The sequence below is a fragment of the Runella sp. genome, from assembly GCF_027484545.1.
Lineage (GTDB): Bacteria > Bacteroidota > Bacteroidia > Cytophagales > Spirosomataceae > Runella.
In genome coordinates this window covers 1-12,419 of sequence record NZ_JAIXST010000059.1, presented here as the reverse complement: position 1 = coordinate 12,419, position 12,419 = coordinate 1, and the positions used below count along the sequence as shown (strand labels likewise).

The 12,419-nt window shown below is 42.8% G+C and carries 10 protein-coding genes; 1 reads left to right on the top strand and 9 read right to left on the bottom strand.

Annotated features, from left to right (window positions below):
• Nucleotides 1-52: 52 nt before the first annotated feature.
• From Q0081_RS05380 to Q0081_RS05340, 9 genes are all read right to left on the bottom strand, one after another.
• The gene (locus Q0081_RS05380) at nt 53-1,231 is read right to left on the bottom strand and encodes a VCBS repeat-containing protein (protein WP_298350156.1); all 1,179 of its coding nucleotides are present in this window, start codon (nt 1,229-1,231) and stop codon (nt 53-55) included.
• Nucleotides 1,232-1,432: 201 nt separating this feature from the next.
• The gene (locus tag Q0081_RS05375; protein WP_298350110.1) at nt 1,433-4,285 is read right to left on the bottom strand and encodes a PVC-type heme-binding CxxCH protein; all 2,853 of its coding nucleotides are present in this window, start codon (nt 4,283-4,285) and stop codon (nt 1,433-1,435) included.
• Between the two features lie 670 nt (nt 4,286-4,955).
• Nucleotides 4,956-5,405, bottom strand: coding sequence for a hypothetical protein (locus tag Q0081_RS05370; protein ID WP_298350108.1), 450 nt, complete (start codon nt 5,403-5,405; stop codon nt 4,956-4,958).
• 669 nt (nt 5,406-6,074) lie between these two features.
• Nucleotides 6,075-6,530: a cold shock domain-containing protein gene (locus Q0081_RS05365; RefSeq protein ID WP_298350105.1), complete on the bottom strand. Its 456-nt coding sequence runs from the start codon at nt 6,528-6,530 to the stop codon at nt 6,075-6,077.
• Between the two features lie 334 nt (nt 6,531-6,864).
• Nucleotides 6,865-8,490: a RagB/SusD family nutrient uptake outer membrane protein gene (locus Q0081_RS05360; protein WP_298350103.1), complete on the bottom strand. Its 1,626-nt coding sequence runs from the start codon at nt 8,488-8,490 to the stop codon at nt 6,865-6,867.
• A 20-nt stretch (nt 8,491-8,510) separates the two neighbouring features.
• The gene (locus Q0081_RS05355) at nt 8,511-9,926 is read right to left on the bottom strand and encodes a TonB-dependent receptor (RefSeq protein ID WP_298350101.1); all 1,416 of its coding nucleotides are present in this window, start codon (nt 9,924-9,926) and stop codon (nt 8,511-8,513) included.
• Nucleotides 9,923-10,570: a hypothetical protein gene (locus tag Q0081_RS05350; protein WP_298350099.1), complete on the bottom strand. Its 648-nt coding sequence runs from the start codon at nt 10,568-10,570 to the stop codon at nt 9,923-9,925. Before Q0081_RS05350 ends, Q0081_RS05355 begins: the two co-directional genes overlap by 4 nt.
• Nucleotides 10,555-10,968, bottom strand: a complete 414-nt coding sequence (locus Q0081_RS05345) for an acyltransferase (RefSeq protein ID WP_298350097.1) — start codon at nt 10,966-10,968, stop codon at nt 10,555-10,557. The genes Q0081_RS05350 and Q0081_RS05345 overlap by 16 nt, the downstream gene beginning before the upstream one ends.
• Before the next feature lie 89 nt (nt 10,969-11,057).
• Complete coding sequence (locus tag Q0081_RS05340; RefSeq protein WP_298350094.1) at nt 11,058-11,669, bottom strand: cupin domain-containing protein; 612 nt, start codon at nt 11,667-11,669, stop codon at nt 11,058-11,060.
• 272 nt (nt 11,670-11,941) lie between these two features.
• Here Q0081_RS05340 and Q0081_RS05335 point away from each other — a divergent pair, with 272 nt between their 5' ends.
• Nucleotides 11,942-12,304, top strand: a complete 363-nt coding sequence (locus tag Q0081_RS05335) for a hypothetical protein (RefSeq protein ID WP_298350092.1) — start codon at nt 11,942-11,944, stop codon at nt 12,302-12,304.
• Nucleotides 12,305-12,419 lie beyond the last annotated feature (115 nt).

Here is a 12,419-nt window from a genome sequence, read left to right as displayed (position 1 = left end):
CTCAAATTCATGCAGTCGGGACTATTTTACTGGTACCCCCAATTTAGAGAACCTATTTCTTCATCCTATTTTCAAACAGAAACACCCCGTTTTTATTAGCTATGATGATATCAGGTTTACGGTCTTTGTTCATGTCCTGCACCGTAATATTAAGCCCCGCACCGGAATCATTGTCAATAACATGCTCCGTCCAATAAGGTTGTTTACCTGGAGTTAAGTCAAACCACATCAAATACGAGGCATCCGCATCGCCGGGGTCACGGCCGTGGTGGGCCAAAAATCGCTTGCCGGTAATGTATTCCTTACGCCCGTCGCCGTTCAAGTCGGCCATAATAGAGGAGTGAGTTTGGGCGGTGGTTGTGCTCATGAGGTTGGTTTTGAAATTGATATTTCCCTCGCCATCGGTTATTTGTTGGTGCCACCAAACTCCCAAGGCGTGGGCAGAGGCACTAATGACGTCGTTCTTTCCATCGCCATCCACGTCCAATACCTGCATGTGGGAGCAGGGTTTGCCCAAATTGGCTGGATGAAATTTCCAGTTACCCGAGGTCTTATCGGACGTTCCTTCAAACCAGCCTTCCCGAACCACCACGTCGTTGAAACCGTCCTTATTTACATCGCCATACCCGATTCCGTGGGAAAAAATCTCCGTACCCGGTACATTTTCGGCACTTAGCGCGTAACGTTTCCATTCTGTTTCTCCTTTTTTGGCGGGGGCTTTCAGCCAAACGATTTGCTTTTTAGCTTTATCCCCGCAAAGAATGTCGAGTCGTCCGTCGCCGTCCATATCAATAAAACCCGGCGATTCATTGGCAATACCGACCGAATCGGCAATGATGTGTTTTGCCCAAATGCCTGGTTTATTGTGTGGGTTTTCAAACCAGAAGGCGGGTTTTCCCGGAAAATCAATGATGACGACATCCTCCCAACCGTCGAGATTTACGTCCATTCCTAAGTTTAAGAATGAGTTACTGTATTCTTTTCGGGGATTAAATACCTTGGACATTCCAAACGCAACGGCCTCCGTGGAGCGGGTGTTGGGTTGGGCGGGAGCCATTTCATGTTTGGTCCAGGAAGGAGCTTCAAACCAATAATAACCGGCCACGATGTCTAATTTTCCATCTTTGTTCAAGTCGGCAACGGCGACTCCTTCAGAAATGAAATCACCAGTCAGTTTGGTTTTTTGGAATCCGCTTTCCAACATAGTCGTCACGGGCTGGCTATAGGCCATGCCACAGGCGAAGGATAGTAGGGTGGTTAAAAAGTTTAGGTATTGAATTTTCATTTATGTATGAGTTTAATTTTGTGGACACAGAGTTACTCAAAGTTTTGCACAGAGTAACACGAAGTAAATTCAATACTTTGAGTAACTCTGTGCAAAACTCAGTGTTCTCTGTGTCCCCTATTTTTGACGCCGTAATTATTGCAAATTTTATTTTCCTACAGCTTCGTCCAATAACATCATACTTTCGTGGGTTTCATGCGAATGCGATTTTCCCAATCGGTCTTTCAGGTCTTTCAGTAATTTTTTGGAATCCTCGGTGCCAATCGCCGTTACCCGCTGAATAGTATAAGGCAACAGTTTAGGCATTTTGGACGTTTCGGCCATTTGGAGTGCCCGTTTTGTATCAACCACAGACAATGGCTCTGACGCGTACCATAACATCAATGGCAGGTTGTGGTCGTCTTTGTCTTCCGTTTTTTGAGTTAGAGCTTCCAGTACATCCCATCTCAGCGATGGGTCAATTCGAATCATAGCGGAGGTTAGGTACAGTCTCACGATGGCGGAATTGTCATTTTTGGCCAGTTCTGCAAAGCGTTTCAACGTTTCGGGTGAAACTGTTTTGTTTTCGACTAAAAACTGAATGCTCCAACTTCTGACGTATTCATTATCGTAGGCCAATAAATCAACTAACTCCTTTTCCGTCAGCCCTTTCGTAACGTGTAATGCCCACAAAGCGCGGAGTTTGCGGGTGGCATCGGGATTTTTGGCAAGAATTTCTTTCAGCGCTTTGTGTACTTTTTTATTGGGACCGCGCTCCTGCAAAAGGGTTCTGGCCTGACGAACGTACCAATCGTTGGCGTGTAACTGATAGTTGACCAATTCCATATCTGAAGCTTTGCTCAAATCAGCCTGTACCCACTTGTCATTTTCGTGAGAGATTTTGAAGATACGCCCCATGGTTTTATCATGAACATCCGGGTTGGGGCTGTGGCATTGGTTTTTATCGTACCAGTCGATGGCAAATACCGAACCACTTGCATCGTATTTAAAATTGAGCCACTGCGACCACGAATCGTTCATGGCCATAAAATCCGGTCTGTGCTGCACTGTATATCCGGAGCCGTTCCGTTGGGGATGATCTCGGTTAAATCGCGCCCCGTTGATGTTGTTCATGAAAACTTCGTTTCGGTATTCTTCAGGCCAGGAGCCACCGAGATAGACCATTGCTCCGGCATGAGCATGACCGCCTCCTTTGGCTGCCGAACGGAAATTTCCCGCGTGAGGCCCGCGTTCGCCCACCCAGTGTACATGATCGGCGGCGGTTTTGATGTCGTCGTAAGTGTACGGGTTGAAATGTTTTCCGGCTTGCCGCTGATATCGCGCATTATGAATAATGTGGTACATGTGCGGAATTACACAGGCCGTAATGAAAGGTTGACCGTAATCGTTGAAATCAATACCCCACGGATTGCTGGTGCCTTCGGCAAATACCTCAAATTGATGATTGGTAGGGTGATATCGCCATACACCCGCGTTGATTTTTGTTCTTTCGGAATCAGGTGCACCAGGTTTTCCCACGTTGGAGTGGGTAAATACCCCGTGCGTTCCGTAAAGCCAGCCGTCAGGACCCCAGCGTAGGCTGTTCAAAGTTTCGTGCGTATCCTGCGTTCCCCAGCCGTCCAGCAGTTTTTGGATGGGTCCAGCGGGTTTGTCATTCTTAGCATCTATCGGTACAAACAATAAGTAAGGAGCGGCTCCTAACCACACACCGCCCATACCTACTTCGATACCACTGACCAGATTGAGGCCTTCCATAAATACTTTCCGTTTGTCGAGGGTACCGTCGCCGTTAGTATCTTCAAAAATCAAAATACGGTCTCTTCCCTGTCCTTCGGGAGCGGGAACGGGGTAAGTATGGCCTTCCACAACCCAAAGTCGATTTTTGGCGTCAATGGTAAAGCAAATAGGGCGAATAATATCGGGCTCGGCCGCAGCCAGCGTGATTTTGAACCCTTTGGGTGGTGTCATGGCTTTGGCCGCTTCTATGCCCGATAGGCCTGCATTCAGAACGGGGTCAAGCGGTGGCAGGATAATGATGTCTTTTTGTTTCAGTTCGTTGGGGAACTCTGGACGGGTAGGGTAGAAGAGAAATTCATCAAAATTGATGTGCGCCCATTTATCATGTGGAATGTACGGGATTTGCGAAATACCCGTTTCGTTGTCAATGATTTTGATGTAAATATCTTTGTTCAAATACCGCTGAAGGTCTACTACCACCGGTTGCAGATTAGCGCGGCCCTGCCCGGTAATGTGAAAAATGATTTCGTTTGTACCGGCCAGCAAAAGTTCTACCCGCGTATCTTCCAGTGCTCCGCCCGAAACACGAAATGCCGCGAAGGGCTGAGTTACTTTAAAAGGAACAGAAGTTAAAGTTCCGGTTGATTTCGCATTAACCGTCCCACCGCTGCTAAGAAAATAGTTTCCTTCAAAGCCGATTTTCATATCCTTCTCATGAATAGGGGAAGGGTCTTCGGTGATGAGAGGATTGTTAAAAGCAGTACCTGTGGCTGTCCAGTCTTGTAGTGAACCTGCCTCAAAATTAAGATTTACCGGTTGTCCGTCCTTTTGGGGTATTAGGCCCTGCATGATCGCCGTCGAAATCACACCTTCCACTACTTCAAAGCTGCCTACCATTCCCGCAGCCCGGTGTCCTGGAACGGAGCAGTAATAAGTGTCACTTTTGTCAGCGGTAAAAATAAGAGTGGTGCTCATTCCTTTTTCCAGAATGGTTTTGCTTTTTATCCCCATTTTTTCCAACGCAATGTCATGAGTCATCAACTCGGCGTTGGTAATTTTGATTCGTACTCGGTCACCCTTATTGGCTTTAAGAGTGGGATTGCGTGCTCCATCAGGACTGAAATAACCAACCATTGATGCTTCCAGCGCGTAATCACGATCAAAACGAGTAGTGTCCGTTTTGGAAGGTTGTTGGGAGTTGCCGCTGTGGGAGATAAAAAAAAGGACAGCGAGTAAAGGTACAATCAGACGATTTAGATACATAAGATGAAATTCAGGTTTGGTTTTTGGAAATCTCCTTAAAGTTATTAAATATCTTGTTAATGGACAATTTTGTAATGAGCAGAGAGAATGCCAAAATTGCCGGGAGATGTCAATTAAGCCAAATGAAAATTGCTTAATTTAAAAAGACTCAGGATTAAATAGCTTGAACTTTGACATTCATCTGCCTACTTTCGGCGAAAAAATGTATTTGATAGTTTCCATATCCTCTGCTGTCTTTGTAGAGTTGGATGTTATTTTTTGCCTTTACAAGTTATACCGGTCAGCAGTACTGTCTAAGAAGTTTACAAAGGGAAAAAATACATAGAGTTTACAATAACACATTGCTATTGACTGATACTTTACAACGATTCCATTACCTGGTTGTACTGTTGGTTGAGGAAGCATTAATTCTTTATTCTCTGCTGACGTTTGTGAGAAGGACTGACAGCTAATGACGCCGGTGGTTTCTGTTAAAAAAGCAAAAATTAAAGTCAATCTGATAGTGTATCATAAAAATAGTGTGTTTACATATTTAAAGTTTAGGTATTGATTTTCTTACTTTGATGGAATTAAAATTGGGGTACTTACTTGGTATTCAATAAAAAGAGGTTGTCTCTTTTTAGAAACAGCCTCTTTCGATGTCTTAATCAGTAATTGTTGGAGCTTATGTCTACTCTCCGTCTTCTTCTGAATCTTTTCTGACACTTTGTTCCGTAAGTTTAGCAAAAAAGCCTTCCCCTACTCCGTCAAGATCAACGGGTTTAAGCACAAAACGGTAATAAGTGTTTTTGAAATCCAATCCTAATTTTAGGAATACGCCTTTCAATAATAAAGAGTAACCTCTGCCAATTCTGGTCAACTCAAAAGAGGGTTCATCTGCTGATTGAATAGGTACTAAATACAAACCGACAAATCCTTTTTTATTTTGATCAATACCTACTTTAAAACGGGTACCGCCGGCAGTATCTACGCCTAAGAATTGAAGAGTAATAAGGGGCAAGGTAAGTTTACCGTTAGAAGTAATGTGGGCATAAGGAACCACAGCTTCTTCTTTAGCTGCTTTTTTTTTCTCAATGGTATTATCTTCCTGAGAAAAGAATTTGATTTGCTTTTGTTTCATTGTAAAAACTCAGAAGTAAGGTAGAACAAAAAATTAACAACGGCAAAGGTAATGATTTTAGTTTTGCGTCAAATAGATTAAAATCATTTCTATTAAAAATTTATTTAGAACTGTATAAAAATGTGTTCTTGAGAGAACATTGGTACGTAATAATCCTTAATAAGATACATCGTTTTAGCTTTTTGAAAGTCATTGTTTTTTGAAAACATGAACTTTAAATCTGCCTTCCTTCCCTCTCATAATCAATACTTATTGGGCAATTATTCTGATTTTCATAAATGTCATTTTTGTCATTTTTGTGAAATTAACTATTTGGTTGTCAGTGTTTTGGCTTGAAAATTTGACGAATTTTAGAGGTGTTTTTGGATTTTGGCACTACTTCAATTCTTTGATTCTTAACTCAGTTAACGGAATTAAAACAGCTTTGTTTTGTAGTTACTATTAGTTTTTAGCCATTTTAATTAAAAATAAGACAAGGTGTCTTTTATTCAACAAAGATATGACACTTCAACCATTCTATGATGGCAACAATCAGATTGCCAATGAAACTTCTCCTACTTGAGGTCATACTGAGCGAAGCCCATTTATGGAATGCTCGTAAAACGAAAGAGCCTCAAAACTATCCGTTTTGAGGCTCTTTCGTTTTATTCGTTTGTTGAGTTCGGGCACTTAACCCATTTTCTTGACGGCTACAGCGCTTGGGCCTTTTTGGCGTATTTCAATTTCAAAAGTCACTTTATCATTTTCTTTCACAGGGGTTGCCAATTCATTGATATGGACAAAAATGCTTTCCTGTGATTTAAGGTCTCTGATGAAACCATATCCTTTCTGCTCGTTGAAAAAAGTAATGACACCTTCTCTGATGATTTCAGCAGGTTCGGCATCTTCCTGTTTCGATGCACCGAGTTGGATATCTTCGCTTTTTACTATTTTCTTTTTTCTTGGGTCGGGTGGAGTAGAGGTAAGGTTTCCATTTTCATCGACGTAAGCAATCATTTCATCCAGGCTTTGACCTTTTTTAGAATTTGCCTGCCGCTCTTCTTTCTTTTCCTCTTTGTCCTTTTTTTTCTTTAATCGTTTCTTTTCTCTTTCTTTTTTACTGAATGTTTCTTGGGAACTGGCCATATTGTCTTGTTCTTAATCGTTAAATGTGTTACTTAAAGTGAATTTGGAGTTGAAAAACATAAATGGAGATACCCGACTAAATTTTAATGACTTAGATTAATTGTCTGAAAAGAGCGTATAACCAGAAGCGAATAGGAAAAATAGGGGATCCGGGTAGTCTATTAGTAATGACAACAGTAATATTAGCGTAAAAATTGCCTGTTGGTTACAATTATGTAAAATAAATATTGCCTGAGAAATTATAGTGGATGGATATAGACACAAAAAACCGCCCTTCGAGATAGAAGAGCGGTTTTATTATCAATCCATCTAAACTAAATCAAATTGACATTTACTACTTAGGGTTTTTTACCGGAGCGCTTCCTGCGTCAGGTTTATTGTAGGCCAATTCATTATCAGGCACATCCCAGTAATCCAAATAGTTGTAGCTAATGGTAGCCTTAGTATTCAATTTCCCTTCTTTGTCTAAGACGACGCAGTTGGTTCTGCCCCCACCTTTGGCGACGTCGTCAATAACTCCCCAACGGCGAGCATCGTAGAAAGCCAAACCTCGGAATGGTAATACTACGCGACGTTCTCTGCGCAGTTCTTCTTGGGCTTGTGCAAGGGTAAGGCTTTTGCCGGCTACTGCGGCTATTCCTGCGCCCTGTACTGTACGAATGGCATCAATGATTTTAAGACCCTCTTCGATTTTGCCCGAGTTAATCAAGGCTTCGGCTTTGGTCAATTCGTTTTCTTCGTAAGTGCCGGCCATGAAGAGTTCATAACCGCCTACTGCTCTGCTACCCAATGAAACAATACCTGCCATACCTGCGCCGCCGTCAAGTAAGTCCCAACTGGTGTTAAAAATATTACCGCGGTCGTTGTTTCCAATCCAGGCATTTTTACGTTTTACGAAGTTGTTAGCCAGACGTTTGTCTCCAGCTTTGAAATCTTGTACCAAACGTTCACTTATCTTATAGCCGGCAGTAGGGCCCACTGAGTTACCTGCGGGTGTTTGCGAAATATTAAAGAAGTCGCTGGTAGCGTTGTTGCGTCCTGTAAATACATAGTCAGACGCTTTGATTCCATTGGTGGTTAAATCAACAATGGAAGTCCACTGAGCAGCCGACATGGTCTTGGAAGTAGTATTTACCAAAACGTTACGGGCTTTCATAGTATTGATATTTCTAACCCACATGCCCGGATCAATCAAACCGCCTTTTCCCACTCGAAAGAAGTCCGGAATCAGTTTGTTTACCACTGCATTATAATCAGCATTGGCAGTAAGCCCACCCAGAAGCGTGGCTGCTTTGTCAAAGTTGGCGTTTGATTCCTTAATGATATCTTCTTTGGTGACGTATTTAGCATTGGTTCCGCTGGCTTCATTGTTGATGATGCCTGCGTAGTAAATCGAACCGATTCTTGAATAGGCATATCCTTTCCACCAATAAGCCCATGCTTTCAACGTGTTTTTCTTCGTAGTGGCATCTCCCGTAAAAGTAGTACCGTCAACCAACGCCAAAACGTTGTTACAGGCGGTATTCAATGCATACATGAATGCCCATTCGTAATAGAGCGGGTTATCACTTGCGTTGCTGTTGATGTTTACCTGACGTATCATATCAGCCTGCAATGCTGGTGAGTTGGGGTTGGTTACCTTGGTGCCGTCATCCAATATGACGTAGTTAGGACAGCCGATTTCGTTGATACGTTGGTTGGCCGCTTCTACACCGACAACATCGCCCATAATATCATGATACGAAAAAGGATCTCCCCAGAAAGTACCCGTAAAACCGCCGTATTTGAGCGTAATAAAACCATTGACGTATACGCCGCCCTGAGCCAAAGAAATCAGGCCCGTTTCAGAGTTGGCACTGCCAGTAGTAGGTGAGTTAGGGTTTTTTACGTCCAATTGGTCTTTGCACGAAAAACTCACTCCCAGCACCAGTATCAATAAAAATAATTGTGTCTTTTTCATGTTCATCCGTTTTTACAAAATTAGAATCCGAAATTAAGAGTAGCTTGGTACGACTTAAAGTTAGGCATGGTACTGTGGTCTGTACCTCTGTCCCAAGCCGAGTTAACAGAACCTGAACTGATTTCAGGGTCCATTCCGGTGTATTTAGTGATGGTGACTAAGTTACGTCCCGAAAGTACCAATTGAAGTCTTTTGAAAGCAGGAAGTTTGGTCATTTTTGCAAAATCCAACGCTACAGAAATATTTCTCAAGCGAGCAAACGAAGCATTTTCGTAGAAATAATCTTTGGTGCCGTTCCGTTGAACAGCTGCATACACACCTCTGTAAAAGGCAGTCCATGCGCCCGGTTGACCATCAATTGAGAATGATTTGGCATAGTCGGCATGGATACCGTCACGATACATCCACTCTTTGGTTTGGTTATAGAGGTGGCTTCCGTTTACCCAATCAATCTGGAAGGAGAATGTCAGGAAGTTTTTGAACGTAAAATCATTGATGAAAGACATGTTGAACTTAGGGTTCGGGTCTCCAAAGCTGTATTTGTCGGGAGTTACGTACGGGAACTTAGTGGCTTTATCCACTACATAGCCATTGCTTGCCAAGGTATATTTGCTCTGCTCTGATTGGGGGATAAACAAAGAACCGTCCGGCTTCTTCTCGTTCAAGTCATGCAACATTTTGAAACCATACAACTGTCCGATTTTTTCGCCTGCTCTCAGCACGTAGTTGGTACTTCCTGCGTTTGAAATCACTACAATTTCCTGATCACCTACTACCGAGTTAATCTGCGAAGTTTGTTTACCGAAGTTGGTTGTCATGTTCCAGGAAAAACCTCTGCTTTTATAGACACTCAGATTTAAACTCGCCTGAATACCGTGTGAACCCAATGAAAATGCATTGGTTTTCAGCGTACCTGAACCTGAAGACGGGGCAGCATCTACGTTCCCGATAGCGTTGTCTGTGGTACGTTTCCAATATGTCGCTGAAAGACGAACATCATTAAGCCAATTGCCGTTTTTGCCCAGATTGAACGTCATATCAGAACCAATTTCAAGTTCTTTGGAAACTTCTACGTTCAATCCCGGATTGTTTTGGTTGGGGTCAAAATAAAAAGCATTGCTGTTTCCTAACACTTTGGTACTTAAAGTTACGTAGCGGTCAAACGGTTTTGGCTGAATCCCAGCCGCTCCATAAGCAGCTCTTAATTTGAATTCTGGAATTGCGTTGGCAATGGCGCTGTTTTTCCAAAAGTTAATTTCTGACAAACGAACGTAGGCATCGCCTCTTGGGAACGTGAAGGGCTTGGAACCACCCCCAAATGCGGAAGAATAATCGCTTCGGAAGCCTCCAGTAACCCCTAAGATATCACCAAATTCAATCCGCTGGTTAACCAAATAACCATAGGTGATGAAAGGTTCTACGTAATCGTTGGTCACTTTAAAAGAACTACCCTGAGTACTCGTAAAAGGCGTATAAGTAGGCAACTGAGCAACTGAGCAGAGGCAGCGCTATAAACCGAGTACTTGTTGTTACGATAGTCAAATGATACTTGCGTAGAAGTACGGATTGGAATATTCAAATTGAAATCTTCTTTGAAATCGGTACGGATGAAAGCCGTTGCGAGGAAGTTTTGAAAGGTAGTTCCGTACGTATAACGGTCAATTCCACCGGTATTATCAGGTGAAATATCACTACCTACCCAGTGTTCGGTAGCGTTTGAGTTCAGGTTTTCGGATTGATTCTGAACAATGCGTTTGAAGTCTTCTTTGCGATAATTGAGACCATATTTGGCATCCAACTCTACAAATTTGTTCAGATTGTAGTTCAAATTGAAATTTTGTACCACATCTACTTTTACATCATTTTGCTTTAAGTAGTTTTGAGTATATACCGGGTTGTTTCCGTTTACACCCACTGCATCACCTAAATAAACGACCGGATTACCATCAGGCGTAGTTGCGTTGTAGTCAGCAAATGCGCGGCTGTTAAAAATAGGATATACAAGTCCTTGGTTACCATTGACAGTGTTTTTGGTATAAACCAATTGCGTTGTCGAACGGAATTTTAGACCTTTTGCCAATTCAACGCCGATGTTGGAAGTAAGGTTACTTCTGTCATTATATTGGTATCGACACCTCCTGCCAATAAAAAGAAACTATAAAGCAAAATACAATAGAGCAACGTGAACAAATGCAATGGATAGACTCGTGCAAAACGGGCTATTGTGAAGTGTTTGAATTCATTTTTACTCACTGAGGTGATAAACCTATTTGCATATACGTGGCACATGATAAACCCACTCAAGACAAAGAAAAAATCCACCATGAGATACATACGGTTGATAAGAAACGAGTCTTTGAATTTGAGAAGGACATTTCCTCCGCCGAGCATCAGATCGACGTGAAACATGACGGTGAGCAGGGCAGCAATGCCGCGCAGGGGCGTAAGATTGGAGAGGTAGGGGGTTGAGAGTTTCATATTTCAAGAGTAAGGTTTTTAGTAGAAGGGTATTTGTACGCAAGAAGTGATTAATTTACAGCGTTTTAGTGGTAAAAAAACGACATATCTTACCGCAATCCATATTTCTGCACAATTGCTTGTCGCTGTTCGGGAAACATCGTAACCCCAAAGCGTTTATCCAAATCGGTGATGCGCTTGCCAATTCCCGCATCCATGGGTGTGAGATTTTGCTTGGCCATATCCACGTAGATTTTATGAAAAAGTTCTTCCAAATAATCTTCAAAGTTCTGATTGAAATACAGGTCCATAAATCGTAATGGTTTGTCGGTTGCGTTCCAAAACGTATGTACAATGCCCCGTGGTCGCATGTGAAAACCACCTGCTTCCACTTCATACACCTTATTGCCTACCAGAACTGAAGCTGTACCCTCCAAAACGTAGCAAATTTCATCCAGTTCTTTGTGGATGTGGGGTGGCGGCCCCATGTATTTGGGAGCCACGGCGGCTTCTACGCACGAAAATTGATTGTTGGTTTGGGTAGAACGGACCCACGTGCGGATATCCAGACCGCCCGGACCGGGTTGCAACGGAGCAGCAGGCGGCAAATAGAAGGGTTTGAGCGATTCGCTTGAGGGATTAGCAGCGAGTGCGGCAGGCGTGGTGGCGGCAGCACCGATAGCGGCCAATAAACCGACATTGATAAAATCTCGACGTTCCATGGTTTTGAGTTGTTTAGGATTGAAGTTTTACCAAATCTATGTTTTAAAACTTTCTCAAAACCAATGGTTTGGGGTGAATGAAGCGAAACGTTGAGGGAAGGTAAGGTTCTATTGAGTGAGTAAAACAAATGAGATAAAGTTTGGGGTTATGTCACTCCCTCAATAATTTTCTGAATTCCCTCAATAAAATGCACTGCTCCCCCATAAAAGCACACAAAGTACCTATTATTCGATTACCTTAGAACTTGAAAACCTACTAACCGATGCCCTTTTTGCAACGACCTATATTTTCTCTGTTTCGTTTATGGAGTATAGTAACCCTCCCCCTTTATCTTGCATCGTTTCATAGTGTCCAATCCCAAACTCCCGTCATCATCCATGGCACACCCGATTGGAGTGAAGGGAAAGATATTGACCGGAACGTACTTTTTTATGAAGATAAAGCTCGTAACGAACTGACAATGAATCAAGTACAGCGAGCAAAAGCCTTGCGCCCCTACGCTGAAAAACGCAATGAACGCACTACCAACTCCGAGGTGACGGTGATACGAACTTGGTTGAAATTTAACATCCAAAATACGCACCCGACCGATACCGCCAAAATGGTATTCTTTATGGGAGCACATGCCAAGTAGGGTGATTGCATCAAGTGTTAAGTTGGTTTAACAGGGTTTTAAGGTAAGCATCGTCGCGAGCGGCTTTCTTTCGCTTACGAGCCAAACTCATTTCAGTCGGCTCTCGCTTTAAGAG